Source organism: Flavobacterium sp. N3904 (assembly GCF_025947305.1).
Taxonomy (GTDB): domain Bacteria; phylum Bacteroidota; class Bacteroidia; order Flavobacteriales; family Flavobacteriaceae; genus Flavobacterium.
On the sequence record NZ_CP110009.1, the window covers coordinates 2,660,377 to 2,678,212 of the forward strand.

18 protein-coding genes, 1 tRNA gene and 1 pseudogene are annotated in these 17,836 nt (G+C 34.2%); 8 read left to right on the plus strand and 12 right to left on the minus strand.

The features are described 5' to 3' along the window. The first annotated feature begins 12 nt into the window (after positions 1–12). From OLM57_RS11270 to OLM57_RS18685, 4 genes and pseudogenes are all read left to right on the plus strand, one after another. Positions 13–1,011: a Gfo/Idh/MocA family protein gene (locus OLM57_RS11270; protein ID WP_264563797.1), complete on the plus strand. Its 999-nt coding sequence runs from the start codon at positions 13–15 to the stop codon at positions 1,009–1,011. Between the two features lie 170 nt (positions 1,012–1,181). Beyond that, a pseudogene (locus OLM57_RS18705) lies at positions 1,182–1,313 on the plus strand (hypothetical protein); the annotation flags it as partial. Between the two features lie 174 nt (positions 1,314–1,487). Beyond that, positions 1,488–1,736 (plus strand): hypothetical protein, encoded by a 249-nt coding sequence (locus tag OLM57_RS18710; protein ID WP_413614347.1) that lies wholly within the window; start codon positions 1,488–1,490, stop codon positions 1,734–1,736. Positions 1,737–2,004: 268 nt separating this feature from the next. Continuing rightward, a complete protein-coding gene (locus tag OLM57_RS18685; protein ID WP_319800247.1) occupies positions 2,005–2,286 on the plus strand; it encodes a hypothetical protein in 282 nt (93 codons plus the stop codon). Positions 2,287–2,872: 586 nt separating this feature from the next. Here the strand turns inward: OLM57_RS18685 and OLM57_RS11280 are convergent. Continuing rightward, entirely contained in the window at positions 2,873–3,121 is a 249-nt protein-coding gene (locus tag OLM57_RS11280; protein ID WP_264563798.1) for a hypothetical protein, read from the minus strand. A gap of 526 nt (positions 3,122–3,647) precedes the next feature. On the opposite strand from OLM57_RS11280, the gene OLM57_RS11285 reads away from it, so the two are divergent. The 3 genes from OLM57_RS11285 (at position 3,648) to OLM57_RS11295 (ending at position 7,040) form a co-directional block, all read left to right on the plus strand. Next, positions 3,648–4,070 carry a DUF134 domain-containing protein gene (locus OLM57_RS11285; RefSeq protein WP_264563799.1) on the plus strand — a complete coding sequence of 141 codons (423 nt, stop codon included), beginning with the start codon at positions 3,648–3,650 and terminating at the stop codon, positions 4,068–4,070. Between the two features lie 214 nt (positions 4,071–4,284). Further along, positions 4,285–4,665: a NifB/NifX family molybdenum-iron cluster-binding protein gene (locus OLM57_RS11290; protein ID WP_264563800.1), complete on the plus strand. Its 381-nt coding sequence runs from the start codon at positions 4,285–4,287 to the stop codon at positions 4,663–4,665. A 302-nt stretch (positions 4,666–4,967) separates the two neighbouring features. After that, positions 4,968–7,040 (plus strand): hypothetical protein, encoded by a 2,073-nt coding sequence (locus OLM57_RS11295; protein WP_264563801.1) that lies wholly within the window; start codon positions 4,968–4,970, stop codon positions 7,038–7,040. 144 nt (positions 7,041–7,184) lie between these two features. On the opposite strand, the gene OLM57_RS11300 is transcribed toward OLM57_RS11295, so the two are convergent. After that, positions 7,185–7,499 carry a hypothetical protein gene (locus OLM57_RS11300; protein ID WP_264563802.1) on the minus strand — a complete coding sequence of 105 codons (315 nt, stop codon included), beginning with the start codon at positions 7,497–7,499 and terminating at the stop codon, positions 7,185–7,187. Between the two features lie 212 nt (positions 7,500–7,711). Here OLM57_RS11300 and OLM57_RS11305 point away from each other — a divergent pair, with 212 nt between their 5' ends. Further along, positions 7,712–8,338: a TMEM175 family protein gene (locus tag OLM57_RS11305; RefSeq protein WP_264563803.1), complete on the plus strand. Its 627-nt coding sequence runs from the start codon at positions 7,712–7,714 to the stop codon at positions 8,336–8,338. Between the two features lie 296 nt (positions 8,339–8,634). Here the strand turns inward: OLM57_RS11305 and OLM57_RS11310 are convergent. The 10 genes from OLM57_RS11310 to OLM57_RS11355 all read right to left on the minus strand — a co-directional run bounded on the left by OLM57_RS11310 (position 8,635) and on the right by OLM57_RS11355 (position 17,776). After that, positions 8,635–8,719 (minus strand) — tRNA-Ser (locus tag OLM57_RS11310). 311 nt (positions 8,720–9,030) lie between these two features. Then, complete coding sequence (gene ribB, locus OLM57_RS11315; protein ID WP_264563804.1) at positions 9,031–10,164, minus strand: 3,4-dihydroxy-2-butanone-4-phosphate synthase; 1,134 nt, start codon at positions 10,162–10,164, stop codon at positions 9,031–9,033. Between the two features lies 1 nt (position 10,165). Next, positions 10,166–11,617 (minus strand): LptF/LptG family permease, encoded by a 1,452-nt coding sequence (locus tag OLM57_RS11320; protein ID WP_264563805.1) that lies wholly within the window; start codon positions 11,615–11,617, stop codon positions 10,166–10,168. An 8-nt stretch (positions 11,618–11,625) separates the two neighbouring features. Then, positions 11,626–12,267: a LolA family protein gene (locus OLM57_RS11325; protein WP_413614349.1), complete on the minus strand. Its 642-nt coding sequence runs from the start codon at positions 12,265–12,267 to the stop codon at positions 11,626–11,628. 343 nt (positions 12,268–12,610) lie between these two features. After that, positions 12,611–15,049, minus strand: a complete 2,439-nt coding sequence (locus OLM57_RS11330; RefSeq protein WP_264563807.1) for a DNA translocase FtsK — start codon at positions 15,047–15,049, stop codon at positions 12,611–12,613. A gap of 18 nt (positions 15,050–15,067) precedes the next feature. Further along, positions 15,068–15,442: a diacylglycerol kinase family protein gene (locus OLM57_RS11335; protein WP_264563808.1), complete on the minus strand. Its 375-nt coding sequence runs from the start codon at positions 15,440–15,442 to the stop codon at positions 15,068–15,070. Between the two features lie 8 nt (positions 15,443–15,450). After that, positions 15,451–15,948, minus strand: coding sequence for a thiol peroxidase (gene tpx, locus OLM57_RS11340; RefSeq protein WP_264563809.1), 498 nt, complete (start codon positions 15,946–15,948; stop codon positions 15,451–15,453). Between the two features lie 432 nt (positions 15,949–16,380). After that, positions 16,381–16,638, minus strand: a complete 258-nt coding sequence (locus OLM57_RS11345) for a DUF6952 family protein (protein WP_116760933.1) — start codon at positions 16,636–16,638, stop codon at positions 16,381–16,383. Positions 16,639–16,748: 110 nt separating this feature from the next. After that, the gene (locus OLM57_RS11350) at positions 16,749–17,057 is read right to left on the minus strand and encodes a thioredoxin family protein (RefSeq protein ID WP_264563810.1); all 309 of its coding nucleotides are present in this window, start codon (positions 17,055–17,057) and stop codon (positions 16,749–16,751) included. A gap of 80 nt (positions 17,058–17,137) precedes the next feature. After that, positions 17,138–17,776, minus strand: coding sequence for a peroxiredoxin (locus OLM57_RS11355; RefSeq protein WP_264563811.1), 639 nt, complete (start codon positions 17,774–17,776; stop codon positions 17,138–17,140). Between the last annotated feature and the right edge of the window lie 60 nt (positions 17,777–17,836).

Here is a 17,836-nt window from a genome sequence, read left to right on the forward strand (position 1 = left end):
ATCTAATGAAACATGAGGAAATTACGAATAGGAATAGTAGGAACTGGATATGTAACTGATTGTCATTATAAAGCCTTTAAGCAAAACAGAAATGCAGTTATTTCAGGGATGTGCCATACTTATAATCTTAGTCATCCCAAATATCGCGAGAAACAAGAGTCGTTAAAGAAAAAATGTAAGGGATTTGATATCAAAGCTTACAATGATTTTAACGAGCTGGTTTCAGACCCAAGTATTGATGCTATAATTATAAGCAGTACCAATTCACTTCATTTTGAACATATTGTAGCTGCCATCAATAATGGTAAACATGTGCTAGCTGATATGCCTGTTGTTACAGATATTAAACAACTTGCAGCTATTGAAAAGCTAAGTGAGGAGAAAGGGATTTCTATTTTTCCTGCACACAATTTTGTTTATAATGAAGCGATGAAAAAAGTGAAAGCGCTAATCGAGGATGGGAGAATTGGCCAGATAATACATGCTTCATTTCTTTCTTCACATTCAATTTCTAATAATCATCTTTTAGGATGGAACCCAAATAGTGAATTAAGCAAAGGGGAAGCAATGTTTGACAGTGGACATCATTTAATTTATCAATGTCTGTATCTATTAGGTAAACCAGTTAAAATATCAAGCTTTAAATCAAAGACTATCTTAAAAAGTATGGATTGCGAAGATACAATGCAACTGAGTATGCAGTTTGTTAATGGGGCAATGGCAGTACTGATGCAATCGTGGTCAAAAGATCATTCAAAGATGATAAATGGTATTCGAATTTTAGGCACATATGGAAGCATCGTTTTAACGGATGCTCTGTATTTTAACGATAAAAAAATAATGAAAATGAATGATTATATGGAATCTTTTGTGCGGCTATCAAAAGCTTTTTCAGATAATATTTTGAAAAAAGTGCCGCCACTTTCTGATTTAAATGCTGTTCACGAAATTTTAGAAATCACGTCAAACTTATACAAAACTGCCGAAATTGAATCACTAAGAATAATATAAATTTTATAAGTATTAAAATATTTAGACTTTTTAAAACACTACTGCTAACACTGTGATCTTTTACCCTATTCCTCAGATGCAGCAAAACGGATGAAACAGTTGGTAATTCAGATAAAACTGCACCTGCTTTAGTTGTAAGCACCCCAGCCAATAACAAGACTAATGTAAATTTTTATACGAGAATTCTTATGTTTTTTTCTGAAAACATAGTTTTGAAATCCAATGCAGTAATGACACTTAACAATCAGCCTGTAGAAGTATCGGCTAACCAAAAAAAACTTCAAATTACAGCCGCATTATAGTATGCAGCAGATTATATTCTTCAAATTCCTGCAAATGCAATAAGCGATGCGGCTTGCAATTTTAGCAAAAGTATAAATATAACTTTCAAAACTGCCTTTGCTGTAGTTCCTGAAGGAAAAATTTTTGAAGCCGAAAACGCTCAATTAACTGATGGAGCAGCTGTTGAAACAAGTATTACTAATTTTTCAGGAACTGGATACGTAAATACAAATGCGGGTAATATTAATTTTAGTATCCCGATTGAAGAAGATGGTTACTATGATGTTGATTTACGATTTGCATCTGTATACAGTAAAAAAAAAACAGCATTTTTGTTGATAATCAAAAATACGCTTCCATACTATTTCCATCTCAGTCCAATTGGGGTAATATTAAAGCTGGTAAATTTTATTCAAAAAAAGGGTTGCACTCCATTTCTATAATTAAAGATTGGGGTTATGTACAGCTTGATTAAATGAAGACATTTGATCAAAAAAAAAAATATTTGTAGCAACGCAAGAATCATAAATTCAAAGAAGAAATAACGCATCAACCAATGGAACGGTATTTATGATCGTTATATTATTCCAATTATTACATCTGACCATATTCCTTTAAATTGGCGTTACGATTTCAATGCAGAAAAAAGCCCTTATTTGCCCGAACGCATTGGTGTCAATGCTACATTGGACGCGGGAGCAATGAAATGTAGTGGTTGTAAGTGTTGAAGGTAATGATAGGAAATCGTATTTTGCAATTGCAGAATGCGAAACAGGTATCGATAATTTTCGTTTTTGGGACGAGCCCGTAACTTTACCTGAAACCGATGATCCTGATATTAATATCTATGACATACGTCTAACAGCACATGAAGATAGTTGGATTGATGGAATATTCTGCAGTGAACGCAAAGACCCTGTTGCACCAGCAGGCGATTTATCTTCTGCTGTAGCATCAGCTGGAATAGAGCGTGTGAAGATGATAACGAGTTGACTGTGGAATGGAGGGTGGCTGCTTTTTCGGCCGACAACCGACAGGAACAGCCGAACGGAACAAAGCGAACGACCGGAGAGAGACCTATTGATTGCCCGTGTTGTTAAACCATACTATATGATTAATATGCCTTTTTACATAAGGTAAAATAACCTAAAAAAATGAAAAAAGCACCTAGGGTAAAGTGCTTTAAAAAATATTGATTTTGATTTCCTTAGCTGATATTTAATTGTTCATTTATTTTACCAGTTGAATGAAAGTAGATTATTTTAAGAGTTTATTGGTCTATCAAAGAACAATTTATTGACAATCTGAACTAGAATTAGTGCCACTGTTTTTACTAAAATTCTATTTTTTAAATCTTCAGATGTTTTAGCATAAATATGTCTGATCATCAATCAGCAAGCAACATAATCAGCCATAGTTGTTTTTTATCTTTAAGACAATAGCTTTTTTAAAAAATAAAAATGCTAAATTTCAGTATCTTGACTAATATCTAATCCGGAATTTTACTTCAAATTAATTTCACCCTAACGAGTTTATATTAATGATTGTTTATAGATTAGTTTGTTTTTGTACCCATGCCTTACCCATTTCCCATACCTTGTCCGTTCCTTTGGTTTTGTTGGAAATGGTTTTGAAACCATTTTGGGGCTTCAATTTGATTATCATAAATGTATGATGCTATTTTTTTTAAATTATTGATTTTGTAATTTAGTTTAGGCATTGGTTTGAATCTATTTACTGCTCCAAACATTAATGCATTTTCTGCTTTAGGATCATTCGTGTAAGCAACAATTGCATTTACAAAGTCCTTTTTGGTATTGTATTGCATCAAGTATCTTTTTTTGCAGCAATCATTGGCGGAGCAATAATTTCAGCATGAGATTTAGATGTTACGCTATGGCATGCATAACAATTCTGTTTCATCAACTTTAAACCTTCTGGGTTATTATTGATTTGTGTAGCACTTGAGAAATCAGTTTCGAGTTTAGTTTAATTTTGTTTGTTGCAGCTTGAAAAGACAAATAGAATTACTGCCGTTTTCATTAATAATGTTTTCATTTGAACTTATTTTATAATTAATAAAGTATATTTTTTAACCCGCATGGGCGAAATTTGTATTTGAATTTTAATGCTATTTATAGGTCTATTAATGATGAAATCATTGATAAACTGAACTGGAGTAATGCAATTATTTTGCCTAAAACTCTAGTGATACTAATAAATCTTATTTGTACCCCAGTACTATTTTTAAAATTAGTACACACAAAAATACAAATAATTATGAACATTTGTTCATAATTATTTGTATTTTTGTGCCACAATAAACTTTTATTAATTATAACAGCAACTGAATAATGCCACGACCGAAGCTAAATAGAACCATTGTAAATCCACCAATAATGGAAGGTTTTAGGCCTTTTGGAATCGCTATGACGGATTTAGAACCTGTTATTTTGTTGTACGAAGAATACGAGTCAATACGACTTTCAGATTACGAGGGATTAACGCAAGAAAAATCCGCCGAACAAATGAACGTTTCAAGACCAACATTTACCCGAATATATGAAAAAGCAAGGAGAGCAATTGCCAAAGCTTTTGTTGAAGGTAAAGCGATTTTTATTGAAGGGGGAAATTACCACACAGACGAATACTGGTACAAGTGCGAAAATTGCTTAAAATTGAACATTAATAAAGAGGAAACTGATTTCTGCAGTTACTGTCAATCTAGTCTTTTACGAAAATTAAATAAAAAAATTGAACCTAATGGAAACAAATGACAGCATCGGATATTGTATCTGTCTGCATTGCAATACACAGATTCCCCACACAGAAGGACAACCATGTCGAGAAAATGATTGTCCGCAATGCAGAAAAAAAATGATTCGGGAAGGAAGTTATCATCATCAACTGTATTTATCAAAAAAAGGAGAAGATAATCAATACCCTCCCATATTCAAATCATGTAATAAAAACGAGTAAAAAACAACCATTATGATAAAATTAGCAGTACCAACAAGCGGAAATGTTGTCGATAATCATTTTGGACATTGTGATGCGTACACTGTATTTACAGTAAACGCAAATAAAAAGATTGAACAAACTGAAATGTTGCCCTCGCCGAAGGGCTGCGGCTGCAAAAGTAATATTGGAGCTATATTAGAAGAAAAAGGCATTAGTGTAATGCTTGCAGGAAATATGGGAGTTGGGGCATTAAATGTGCTGAAAAATCACGGTATCGAAGTTTATCGTGGCTGTTCAGGCGATGTACTTCAACTTGTCGAAAGCTTTTTGGAAGGTAAAATAACTGATTCGGGGGAGGGCTGTCACCATCACAAAGAACATGAAGGAAAACATGTTTGCAATCAAATATAATATTGATAAAAAAAGGAATCATAAATCGCATGACAGCCGTTAGCACGAAATAATGCAAATGTCTGAAAATGTCATGGAGACACAGTATCTAATCAAAAGAAATCAAAAAAATGTGCGTTCTTTAAAAATTAAAAGTGTTACTATTGTTTGTACTTTCATTAGAAACCGAAGCACTCAAAACAATTCATTTCAGTTACAAGGCTTTGGTTTAGCGTTTTGACTCATAAATATCCAGATTTTCAATAAATAAAATATAGAAGCAGGCAGATTAGATTAATTTTAAAGTTTTAATTACAATACAAATGACAAATAATATACTTATTGAAAATCAATATAAAAGAACACGTTTATTTGAAAAAGAAAACATAAGTTATTTGGTTAGGGTTTTAAAGAGATTTAATACCGTACCAAAGATCAACAACATAAACATTATTACTTCAAATAATGAACAAAACCTGTTTAAAATTGTTCCCAACAAATCAATTATAATCGGTTCATCGTTTTTAGACAAACCCGTTTTAGCTTTAATTTATTTACGATATGGAATTGAATGGCAGCTTTGGTACAAAGCTTTAGGGAAAGATAAATCAGACACCCTTTTATGCGATATAGCAGCTCTAAAAGTCACTAAAATATTTTATGAAATATTGCCAAAAGAGGATAAGGAAAAATTAAAAGAACTCAATCATTTTTTAATTGACATGATTAAAAATGAGGAACCTTTGGATATTGAATCTTTAATAAAACACGGAGAACTAGAATCTATACATGGAGTAAATAATTCCAAAAAAGTATTTGAAAAATCTTGGGAACCCATTCTTGAAAATCTAGCTAAACCAACTGAATATTTATTAATGTCAGGCGGGGATCTTAGATTGAATATTGACGAAATTGAATTGTTAAACAAATATGGCTGCCGGCCATTTCCAAGACCAGATGCGTTTACTTTTGCCTCATCAACTGCAACAAGCATCTCTAATTTTGCTTTTGATAAAACAGATAAAGTTAGACGTATTTTAATTCAAAATAGCTTAAAAAAGGGTTTCAAAAATACAACAATGGCATTTTCAGAATTGTTAAAAAACAACCTCAGAAAAACCCTTAAAATAAGTGATGAATGCCAAATAATTTTTTCACCATCGGGGACTGATTCTGCTCTTCAAATAGCGGCCATTACTCAAATTATTACCGATAAAGAAATTACGCATGTTTTAGTGGCTTCTGATGAAACGGGAAGCGGCGTACCTGCAGCATTAAAAGGGTGCCATTTTGAAAACACCACAGCTTTAAATCATCCTGTTACAAAAGGAGATAAAATTGAAGGATTTAGAGATATTAATTTGATTAAAATTCCTTTAAGAGACGAAAACGGCGAATTAAAATCCTCATTCCAATTGGATTCGGAGGTTTTTATGGCAATTTCAAAAACTAATGAATTAGGAAGGCACATTGTATTGCATGTAATGGATCAGTCAAAATTAGGGTATCAATCACCAAGCGAAGAGATAATTAAAAGCTTGAATACCCTTGACAATTTATCCATGCAGATTATTGTAGATGCGTCACAGCTTAGATTAGACCCAAAAGACATACAAAATTATTTAAATAAAGGATATATCATTACAATAACCGGAAGCAAATACTTTACAGGACCTCCTTATTCAGGAGCATTAATCCTGCCTAAAAAAGTTAGTAAAGCTATTAATTCTGTAAGAATTACTATACCAAAAGGATTGGCCAATTATTACAATCATAGCGATTGGCCAGCATCATGGTTTTGTTCCAAAGATTTGTCGGATGGATTTAATTATGGATGCAATATGCGCTGGAATGCTGCTATAGTTGAAATGGATCGATATTATAAAACACCTATTTTGTACAGAAATATGGGAATTGAGATGTTCTGTAATTTTGTTGAAGACTCTATTAAAGATGTCGCTTTTTTAGAACCTCTTTTTGGAGATAAAACAAAAACTAACACTTATGAAAGCAACGAATTTGGATTAAGAAACATCTGTACCATTTTTCCTTTTTTTATTCTTAAAGATGAAAAAGCATTATCTATTGATCAAGTAAAAAAAGTCTACATATTGCTTAATTCAGACATATCCAACAAATTTGAGGATTCACCTGTAGAAATCATTAGGCTTGCTTCTCAAAAATGCCATATTGGGCAACCTGTTAATGTAAAATATGGCAATAATTTTCAAAGTGCAGTTTTGAGAATAAGTTTGGGGGCAAGAGTAATTTCTGAAAGTTGGGTTAATAGGGATATTAGTCTCTTCTTTAGGAACATAGAAACACAAATGAATCAGATTACAATAATTATAAAAAAGATAGAGTTAATCCTAAACAACCCTGAATTGTTGGATTAAATAGTTAGGAAGGAAAGCCCGAATAAGGCAAATCAGAATAAAAAAAATATAAAGCACCTCTACTGTAGTGCTTTATAAACTATATTAAATTTAAATTCCTTAACGGTTATTTTAGTTCTTCAGAAATTATTTCATAATTTATTATTAGAACTTCGGGTTGCAGTATAATCTTAAAATTAATCGAATTGGAGATAGGCAGGCTTTTTCGCTCATTTCCATTACTCTAATTTCTTTGTCTTTTAATTCTTTCTCAATGATGGTCAGAATAGGGAATAGTTTGATTTCAGTGATGCGGTATTTACCTTCCATACGGTCTAAGGTTCCAATGGCATTACATTCAAATTTATTGAAGTTTAATTTAGAATTTTCGGCTACGGCAAGAAGTTTAGTCAGGAAACAACTGTTTAGTGTTTCTATTTTAAGGAAGAAGACAGAGTAGTTTTCATAGAAATGTAGCATAAAAACGGCAAAGAGAATGAAGATCGAGAACGGAGTTTCTCAACAAGCGAAAAACGAGATAATATAAGATACTAAAACCGATAGCAAACAATGGCAATTATTAGCTGTTATAAACCGTTTTCTTGCTGGTATTTTTTATCTTTGTTATATAATTTATTTACTATCTATCGCGAAACAAATCAAATTGCTCTAAAGTTTTAAAAAGAACTGTCATGGTACGAAAGTTTCTAAATTCGTCATTACAGCAGCGTGAATTTCGTTATCGGGGCAAAGAAATATTTCGTATTGAAGGCCTAAGTGATGCTGTTTTTGCTTTTTCTGTCTCGCTTTTGGTCGCTTCGCTAGAAGTTCCACAGACTTTTTATGAGCTAAAAGAAATCACCAAAGGAGCGATTCCCTTTTTCTTAACCGTGGCCCTTGTTTTTCTTTTTTGGTATCGCCAATATATATTTTTTCGAAGATATGGACTTAATGATTTAATTACTATTATATTAAATTTGGCCTATTTGGCAATAGTCATATTCTATCTGTATCCATTAAAATTTCTATTTTCTCTTCTTATTTCATCATGGTTTGGTGTAGATTTATTTGCAAAAGCAAAACATGAAGGCCTTGTAATACTTTCTAATAATGATTTTCCGCAATTAATAATTTTATTCAGTTTAGGCTATTTCATGATTTGGCTTATCATTTTTTTACTGCATCAACACGTACTACAATTAGCTAATCAATTTGGCTTTTCTAAGTTTGAATTACTATTTACACAAAAAGAAGTTAAAGGTGCTTTGTTGAACAGCTTTATTGGATTGTTTGCATTGGCATTTGCCCCTGGGCATTGACTTTGGATTTTCTTAGATAGAAAAGGACTGTTATTCTTGCTTTCATTTTGGTAACCTTTAAATTGATAATTAATGTACTTTAATCGTCAATATAAGTCAAGATGTTCATTACGTGAACAGCTTGTTTTACTGGGGTTGAGCCAAAATTCGGTGCACTTTTTTCCCTCGGTGTCCCTGTGCACCGACTGTGCACCTATTTTTTGAGAAACAATGAATAATTTGGTTATTCGGTGAAAAGCAAAAACCCTTTAAACGTTGAGTTTAAAGGGTTTTGATTCATTTTGAGATTCACTCAGCGGAGAAAGAGGGATTCGAACCCCCGGACCTGTTACAGTCAACAGTTTTCAAGACTGCCGCATTCGACCGCTCTGCCATTTCTCCAGTATGTTGCTATCATTGCTGATTGCGAGTGCAAATATAAGAACCTTTTTTGGTTATGCAAATGTATTTTTAGAAAATTTACATCTAATTTTTAAAGGATTTTTTAATTGTTTCATTTGCTTTGTTTTAGCGAAAAAATAGTTATGAAAAAAATTGAAATGCTTAGTAAATAGATGCTGGTGCGCAGTGAATAATGATTTTTTTCATGCTTTTTAGATTAGCTGCATTCACTAATAAAAAAATCCTCCAAAATTATATTTTCAAGGATTCTGCAATTCACTTTTAACTATTTTCGTTTCACTTTAAAAAAACTAATACTTCACATAATCCTTAATTTCCAAGCCGTATCCTATCATACCAACGCGTTTGGTTTGTTCAGTGTTCGATAACAATCGAATTTTGGAGATGTCAATATCGTGTAAAATTTGAGCTCCTATACCAAAATCTTTATTGTCCATCTTGATTTGCGGTGCTTTAAATTCACCTTTGGCCTGCAAAACTTTCAATTCAGATATGCGGTTGAGTAGGTCTATCGATGCCACTTCTTGATTGATGAACAAAACAGCGCCTTTTCCTTCCTGATTAATCAATTGGAACATGTCGTCCAGTTTTTTGTTGGCATCATTGGTCAACGTTCCTAAAATATCATTGTTTACCGAAGTAGAATTGATGCGCGTCAATATTGGTTCTCCTATATTCCAGGTTCCTTTGGTCAGGGCAATATGTATTTGCTTGTTCGTCGTTTGTTGATAGGCTCTTAATCTAAAAGAACCAAAACGGGTTTCGATATCAAAATCTTCTTTTTTAACAATCAGACTATCGTGTTGCATTCTATAAGCCACCAATGCTTCGATAGAAACTAATTTTAGATCGAATTTCTTAGCAACTTTAGCCAATTGGGGTAGTCGGGCCATAGTACCGTCTTCATTCATGATTTCGACAATTACACCAGCCGATTTAAAACCTGCCAATCGTGCAAAATCAATTGCAGCTTCCGTATGACCTGTTCTTCTCAAAACACCACCTTGTTTGGCGATTAATGGAAATATGTGTCCTGGACGTGCCAAATCATGCGGTTTTGTATTCGAATCTACCAATGAAAGTATTGTTTTGGCTCTGTCAGCAGCAGAGATTCCTGTAGTTACTCCATTGCCTCTTAAATCTACCGAAACTGTAAAAGCAGTCTCCATGGGATCGGTGTTATTGCTTACCATTACGTGTAGTCCGAGTTCTTTGCAACGACTTTCGGTAAGTGGAGCACAGATTAGACCACGGCCGTGTGTTGCCATAAAGTTGATCATTTCCGGTGTTACTTTCTCGGCAGCAGCCAAAAAGTCACCTTCATTTTCACGATCTTCGTCATCAACAACAATGATTATTTTGCCTTGGCGAATGTCTTCAATAGCTTCTTCTATAGTGTTGAGTTGTATTTTTGAGGTTGACATCTTATTCTTTATTTTGAGATGGAATTATTTTTTGAAACAGTTTTTGAAATGCTTTTTGGATTGGTGCCAGTATCACATCTATATTAATTAAGCCAATATCATTGGTAGCACGATAGGTCAAGAGAATCGCCAGTGGCGTTAGAATCATCGATGACATCCATGACCCAAAGAATGGGGGTAATCCATCTTCCTGAGAAATTCTTTTCCCAAAAGTATTGATAAAATGGAAGGATATAAAAATTAAGACAGCAAATACTATCGGCAGTCCAAGTCCTCCTTTTCGGATAATGGCACCCAATGGAGCTCCTATAAAAAACATTAGGAAACAGGCATACACAATAACAAATTTATCATACAATGCCAGTACGTGTCCGTTGATGTTCTTTTTTTTATTGTCCAATTCGGTTCTGGTGACATCAATAGCATAATAAATACTTTCGGTATTGCTATTGGCAATTTTTAATATGTCTGATTTTTCTTTGTTTGTGTACAATGACAATAAATCTTTAACGAAAGGTTTTTTCTTTGGTGACGGTTTAGCATTATTATTGACTAATGCTCCAAGTCTTGCACCACTATTTTCTGAGAATGAGATAATGTCTGCATTTCTGTTTTTATTCAAAGAGTCCAATGTGTAATTCAAATCGCTTACATTAAGCATTGTATTGGTATTGGATATACTTTTTTCATCGGTGTCAATTTTGTTCAAACCGGATAAATCAATATTAATTCGGTATTTCTTAAACGAACTTTTGGCAAAAGGCAGTTTGTCGCGGTCTTCATATTTTTTTGGAATAATATCTTGGTAATAATTTCCGTTGTTCAAAACCAATTGCAAAATACTTGATTTATCACTACTGATGAGTTCTCCATCTTTGGCCCTAATTACTGTTTTGCTGCCATCTCCATTTTGGGCTTTTTGATGAATGGTAATTCCGGTAAGATGGTTTCCATTTTCTCCCGATTTTTTATTGACTTTGATATTGTACAGCCCCACATCACTAAATTGGCCTTCGGTAATGGCAAGTGCAGGTTTTGCCTGAGCAATATTTTTTCTGAAATTGACAAACTTGAATTCGGCATACGGAATGACGTTGTTGGCAAAGAAAAAAGCAACAATACTCAATAAAGTAATGGCAATAGTCAGGCTTCGCATCGCTCTTTGTAACGAAATACCTGAAGATTTCATAGCTGCAAATTCATAATGCTCGGATAAGTTTCCAAAAGACATTATCGAAGCCAATAATATGGAAAGCGGCAAAACCAATGGCACAATTCGAGGCATCGAAAAAGCCAAAAATTTAAGAACCATAACAAAATCAAGATCTTTACCGGCCAATTCTGCTATAAACAACCAAACGGTTTGTAATATGAATATAAAAAATAGAATCACAAATACCGTAGCAAATGTGCCCAAAAATGTTTTTAATAAGTATCTGTCTAGAATTTTCACCTAAATAATTAGTCTAATGTATTGATGTAGTATTTTGGATATTTACTTGCGGTAAAGGTAAATTGATTTTTTGGCAATGACTGGTTTGTTTTAAAAGAATTCACTGTCAAAGTTGTTTTGGTCCCTTTTTTATCCATTTCAATTACATTGTAGATGTTATTGGTTTTGGAATCAATTCCTACCAAAATCTCTTTTCTTTTGTCTTTTGCATTCGTCGGAACCAGTTTTACGTATTGTATCTTTTTACCATTTACATTTTGAACAATATCCATAGTAAACTTGTAACCCGTATTAAAAAAAGTCAGCATTTTTGAAGGAGTGATAGCCGTATCGTCCTTCTCATCCACTTTTGAAACAGTGATTTCTTCATCTTCAGGAACAATAGTATAGTTTTTTTTGCCGTCAAAAATCTTGGTAATTCCCATAAAATTCAACACATATTGATTTCCTTTCATCACCACAGTACCTTTACTGTCCTGATTGATGTTTTCTTTGGTATTGTTCAAAGAATATTTAAAATCGATGGTTATGTTGTCGTAGCTTTTTACTTTGGCCGTTACTTTGTCCAGTAAATCTTTTGCCTTTTTATCTTGCGCCTGAGTCGAAACCCCAATAAAAAAAGCCATCAAAAGTCCCAATACTGTTTTCATTCCTATCCTGTGTTGTACTCTCATTTTTCTGTGTTTTGTTGTATGCTTATTAATGTAATTATTTGGGCGTGCCCCCATTGAGAAAAGTGGCTTAATGATAGATCCGCTTACAAAGCCCCTTTTTTCAATGGGGTCGGGCTATCCGCGCTACTTCGGTAGCTAGCTATTATCCCTCACGCGTATTGGTGTGATTCCTATTTGGTGCAAATGTAAAGCGCAAACAAAATAAAAACCTCTAAAAAAAAGCTAAATTTCTGTAATTACGCTAAAGACTCTATATTCTAACTTCTATATTCTGAAATCTGAAATCTAAAATCTAAAATCTAAAATCTGAAATCTAAATCTAACTTTCATTATTAAAAAACTGATCCAGTCCTGTCATATCCTGTATGTTTACACTTCTGGCTTTACTTCCTTCAAAAGGACCCACAATTCCGGCAGCTTCTAGTTGGTCTATCAATCGTCCGGCTCTGTTGTAACCCAGTTTTAATTTTCGTTGCAATAACGACGCCGATCCCTGTTGCGCATTGACGATGACTTCGGCAGCTTCCCTAAACAAAGTATCTCTTTCAGAAATGTCCATTTCCAAATTAATTCCGCCATCTTCTCCAATAAATTCTGGAAGCAAATAAGCGGTGGCATAGGCTTTTTGCGAACCGATAAACTCAGTAATTTTTTCAACCTCTGGTGTATCGATGAAGGCACATTGTACACGAACGACATCATTTCCATTAGTATATAACATATCCCCGCGTCCTATCAATTGATCGGCACCTTGAGTATCCAAGATGGTTCTGGAATCAATTTTGGATGTTACCCTAAAAGCTATTCTCGCTGGAAAATTGGCTTTAATCAAACCTGTAATAACATTTACCGACGGCCTCTGTGTCGCAATGATCAAGTGAATACCAATAGCACGCGCCAATTGTGCCAAACGCGCAATCGGAACTTCGACCTCTTTACCGGCGGTCATAATCAAATCGGCAAACTCATCGACAACCAATACAATATATGGCAAAAAGCGGTGTCCGTTCTCCGGGTTTAATTTTCTTGCTTTGAATTTATCATTGTATTCCTTGATGTTTCTTACCATCGCGTCTTTCAATAACGAATAGCGATTGTCCATTTCTACACAAAGCGAATTCAATGTTGCGACAACTTTTGCATTATCAGTGATAATGGCATCTTCGGTATCAGGTAATTTGGCTAAATAATGTCTTTCTATTTTATTGAAAAGCGTGAGCTCTACTTTTTTAGGATCGACCAAGACAAATTTTACTTCGGCCGGGTGTTTTTTGTATAAAAGCGAAGTCAATACGGCATTCAATCCTACCGATTTTCCTTGTCCTGTAGCACCCGCCATCAATAAGTGGGGCATTTTGGCCAAATCGACCACAAAGGTTTCATTCGAAATGGTTTTTCCTAGTGCAATAGGCAATTCCATTTCTGCTTCCTGAAATTTGGCCGAACCAATAACACTTTTCATAGAAACCATCGTTGGATTCTTGTTCGGAACTTCGATACCAATAGTTCCTTTTCCGGGAATAGGAGCGATGATACGAATTCCCAATGCTGAAAGTGACAAGGCGATATCATCCTCCAAGCTTTTAATTTTCGAAATTCGAATTCCCGCTTCTGGGACAATTTCGTATAAAGTTACCGACGGTCCAACAGTCGCTTTGATTTGTGCTATTTCTATCTTGTAATTGCGAAGGGTATCTACAATTTTATTTTTGTTTTCTTCCAGTTCTTCCTGATTGATCGTAATACCGCCAGTCGAATATTCTTTTAATAAATCGATGGTTGGGTATTTATAATTGGATAAATCCAAAGTAGGGTCAAACAAACCAAAATCTGACACCAAGCGCGAAGCCAGGTTGTCTTCGATTATGTCTTCTTCAATAGCTTTTTCGATTACAAATGCTTCTTCTTTTATTGGTGCTGCCGTTGGCAAAATATCCATAGGAAGCGGTTTGAGTGTTGGTTCCAAATTAATTTCGGAGGCGTTTGAAATGGTTGGTTTTAAAGCCTCTTTGTTAATTTCGAATTGAGATCCTGAAGTTTTTAAATGAATATCATCCATTTCATTTTCCGGTTCCTCTACTGCAAATTCTTCCAGATTGTAAACGCTGTCGCTTGAAGAAGGCAAAGTGTTTGTTGCCAAATCTTCCTTGATTTCTTTTTTTGTGGTCTCAAAAAACGATTGTACCTTTTCGGGAGACAGTTGCATTTTGAAAATTAAATAAATGATTAACCCGAAAACGAGAACCAAAAGCGTTCCGGTTTTACCAATGTAATCCTGAGAGAATAAATTGAGTTCATATCCGATGGTTCCTCCCAATTCTGGTAATGAAGTGGCAAAAAAACCAAATAATACCGATACTATAATAATGACAAATAGATCCCAAAACCAAATGCCTTTTAGTTTTTTAATAGAAAGATCCAAAACTAAGTACATTCCTGTCAGGAAAAACAAACGTACAAATAAGAAAGAGGCTATTCCAAAACCTTGGTATACAATTAAATCGGCAAGATAGGCGCCAAATTTGCCCAGCCAGTTTTGAACTTCTTCTTTGCGGTCCGACAATTCAGAAACAGCACTCTGATCGATTTGTCCATAAATAAAAAAGGAAACAAATGCAACCAACAATGCTATTGAGAACAATACAAGAAGAAAACCCAGAACAATTTTGTGTTGTTTGGTGAATTTCCATGATCTTATGCCCTTAGACTCCGATTCGTTTTTTTTTTCTAAAGGTGCTGCTTTTGTAGATTTTGCCATTCTTGAATTTAGTTGAGCCTATATAAACTTTGGGATATAAATAATAAGACCAATTGCAATTGCTGTTAATGCTGCAAAAAATACGGCACCAGCTGCAATATCTTTAATAAAACCAATTCTTTCATGATAATTGGGGTGAATAAAATCGGCTATTTTTTCTACAGCTGTATTCAATCCTTCAATACTCATGATTAAACCAATGGCCATGGTTTGAAAAAGCCATTCGGTGGTTGTAATGTGAAAATAAAACCCGGCAATAGTCATAATGATTCCAATTGAAAATTGAACCATGATGCTGTGCTCGGTGGTAATTAATTTTACAGCACCGAGAAAAGCAAATTTCATGCTTTTCAATCGGCCTGTAAATAAAGTGTTGTCTTTTTGAAATTCCATATGGGTTATTAAAGTGCGGCTAAAGCAGCTTCATAATTTGGTTCGTTTGCAATTTCACCTACTTGTTCTGTATGGGTTACTATACCATTTTCATCAACTACAATGATAACACGAGAGTGTAATCCAGCTAGTGGCCCGTCAACAATGTTTAAACCGTTGGTTTTTCCGAAAGTTCCTTCCTGAAAATCAGATAAGTTTACTACATTTTCAAGACCTTCGGCGCCACAAAAACGTTTTTGGGCAAAAGGTAAATCTCTTGAAATACATAAAACTGTTGTGTTTGCCAAATTGCTTGCGCTTTCGTTGAATTTTCTAACTGAGGTTGCGCAAGTTCCTGTATCGATACTTGGAAAAATGTTTAAAACTAATTTTTTACCGGCAAAAGTGCTTAAATCAGCTACTGATAAATCGTTTTGAATTAATTTGAAGTCAGCTAGTTTTGACCCTACTTTTGGCAATTCGCCTGAAGTGTGTATTGGATTTCCTCCTAATGTTATTGATGCCATGATGTTTGTTTTTTTAATGAGGTTCAAAAGTAAGGATTAATATTTGAATCTAAAAGTATTTTTGCGGGTTGTGTGGCTTGAGTTTTGTGTTGTTGAGAATTGCTATGTTGTTTTGAAACGAAAGAGATTCCGCAATATTGTGGTAAAACTTTGGGGTAAGCTTAATTCTTCAATTTTGGATTTTTGTCATTTATTCCTTGACGTTCTTGTTTACCGCGAGAGGGATAGAAATAAGCTACCAAAGTAGCATGGATAGCCCGACAGCATTAGGGAAAGGGGGCGAATATTGCCAAAGAATGTTAGCCCCCTTTCCCTAATGGTGACTCGCCCATACGATCTTTTGCGAACGGACGGAGTAAACGCCTGTTTTTGTGGTATAAAAAAAACGCAGTCCATTTACGGAATGCGTTTGTGTAAGCTTGAGTGGTGATTTTATTTGTCGATCGATCCCAGTACTCTTTTCATAAAAGTATTTAGGGCCTCTTTTTTGTCGGTTCCTTCTTTTATCAATTTATGAACTTCGAGTGCACCATACATGTTCGAAATCAATTCGCCTATTACGTCCAGTTCTTCATCTTTCAATGATGCAATTTCGGTCATGGCTTCCAGTACTTCGATCGTTTCGATGATGTAATCCTGATCGTTTTCTTCAATGAATTGAGTCAGGTGTTTTATTACGGGTAATTTCATTTTTTTGTTAAAGTTTAAGGTTTAAAGTTTTTCGTAGCATTGTGCAGAAGATAAAGCTAATTTTTAAGACAAGCATTAAACTTTTTAGTCCTGTTGCTCAACTTTAAACTTTAAACTATTTCTTGAACCAATTCAATCAAAACTTCTTGTTTGTTCGTTTGGGTTTCGTTTACCAATTTTCCGTTTACGAAAGTGGCAAAAGTGGGCAAGTTGTTTACGTTGGCCAATTTTCTGGATTCTGGAGAATTTTCGGCATCTACCAAAACAAATGTCAAAGCTTCATTTTCTGAAGCCAATTTTTTGAATTTTGGTTTCATTATTCTGCAATTTCCACACCATGAGGCTGAAAATTGAACCACCACTTTTTCGTTTTGTGCAATTAATGCACCTAACGTATCTTCGTTTAATTCGATTAACATATCTTTTTTTTTAGTTTCTAAGTTTCTAAGATTCTAAGTTTAAAATCTCAGAATCTTAGTTGCTTAGTGTCTTTTTTGAATTAGTTTAGACTTAAATATTCAGCAGTACTTTTTCTGTCAGCGCTCATTGCATCTTTACCAGCTTCCCAGTTTGCAGGACAAACTTCTCCTTTTTCCTGAATGTGCGTATATGCATCAACCATACGCAAATATTCGTTTACGTTACGTCCTAGTGGCATATCGTTTACACTTTCGTGAAAGATTTTTCCAGTTTCGTCAATCAAGTAAGTCGCTCTAAAAGTTACGTTTGAACCTTCTATGATAACTGAATCTGTTTCTTCACTGTATTCTGTAGAATCGATATCAAGAATTCCTAAAATGTTCGATAAGTTTCTGTTAGTGTCTGCAAGGATTGGGTAAGTAACGCCTTCGATTCCACCATTGTTTTTTGGAGTATTTAACCAAGCAAAATGCACTTCGTTTGTATCACAAGAAGCACCAATTACGATCGTATTTCTTTTTTCGAATTCCGGTAAAGCGGCTTGAAAAGCGTGTAATTCAGTTGGACATACAAAAGTGAAATCTTTTGGGTACCAAAACAAAAGTACTTTTTTGTTGTTTTTTGTTGCTTCTTCGAAAATGTTGATTTTTAAATTATCGCCCATTTCTGAGATAGCGTCTACTGCAATACTTGGGAATTTTTTACCTACTAATGACATATTTTATAAATTTTAGTTGTTTGATTTTTTACTGCTGCAAATATAAGGCATATAAAAAGG

Excerpts from the sequence above, each read along its gene's own strand:
- OLM57_RS11270 (WP_264563797.1), top strand. The coding sequence starts at position 13 with ATGAGGAAATTACGAATAGGAATAGTAGGAACTGGATATGTAACTGAT.
- OLM57_RS11280 (WP_264563798.1), bottom strand. The coding sequence starts at position 3,121 with ATGCAATACAATACCAAAAAGGACTTTGTAAATGCAATTGTTGCTTAC.
- OLM57_RS11285 (WP_264563799.1), top strand. The coding sequence starts at position 3,648 with ATGCCACGACCGAAGCTAAATAGAACCATTGTAAATCCACCAATAATG.
- OLM57_RS11290 (WP_264563800.1), top strand. The coding sequence starts at position 4,285 with ATGATAAAATTAGCAGTACCAACAAGCGGAAATGTTGTCGATAATCAT.
- OLM57_RS11295 (WP_264563801.1), top strand. The coding sequence starts at position 4,968 with ATGACAAATAATATACTTATTGAAAATCAATATAAAAGAACACGTTTA.
- OLM57_RS11300 (WP_264563802.1), bottom strand. The coding sequence starts at position 7,499 with ATGCTACATTTCTATGAAAACTACTCTGTCTTCTTCCTTAAAATAGAA.
- OLM57_RS11305 (WP_264563803.1), top strand. The coding sequence starts at position 7,712 with ATGGTACGAAAGTTTCTAAATTCGTCATTACAGCAGCGTGAATTTCGT.
- ribB (WP_264563804.1), bottom strand. The coding sequence starts at position 10,164 with ATGTCAACCTCAAAAATACAACTCAACACTATAGAAGAAGCTATTGAA.
- OLM57_RS11325 (WP_413614349.1), bottom strand. The coding sequence starts at position 12,267 with ATGAAAACAGTATTGGGACTTTTGATGGCTTTTTTTATTGGGGTTTCG.
- OLM57_RS11330 (WP_264563807.1), bottom strand. The coding sequence starts at position 15,049 with ATGGCAAAATCTACAAAAGCAGCACCTTTAGAAAAAAAAAACGAATCG.
- OLM57_RS11335 (WP_264563808.1), bottom strand. The coding sequence starts at position 15,442 with ATGGAATTTCAAAAAGACAACACTTTATTTACAGGCCGATTGAAAAGC.
- tpx (WP_264563809.1), bottom strand. The coding sequence starts at position 15,948 with ATGGCATCAATAACATTAGGAGGAAATCCAATACACACTTCAGGCGAA.
- OLM57_RS11345 (WP_116760933.1), bottom strand. The coding sequence starts at position 16,638 with ATGAAATTACCCGTAATAAAACACCTGACTCAATTCATTGAAGAAAAC.
- OLM57_RS11350 (WP_264563810.1), bottom strand. The coding sequence starts at position 17,057 with ATGTTAATCGAATTAAACGAAGATACGTTAGGTGCATTAATTGCACAA.
- OLM57_RS11355 (WP_264563811.1), bottom strand. The coding sequence starts at position 17,776 with ATGTCATTAGTAGGTAAAAAATTCCCAAGTATTGCAGTAGACGCTATC.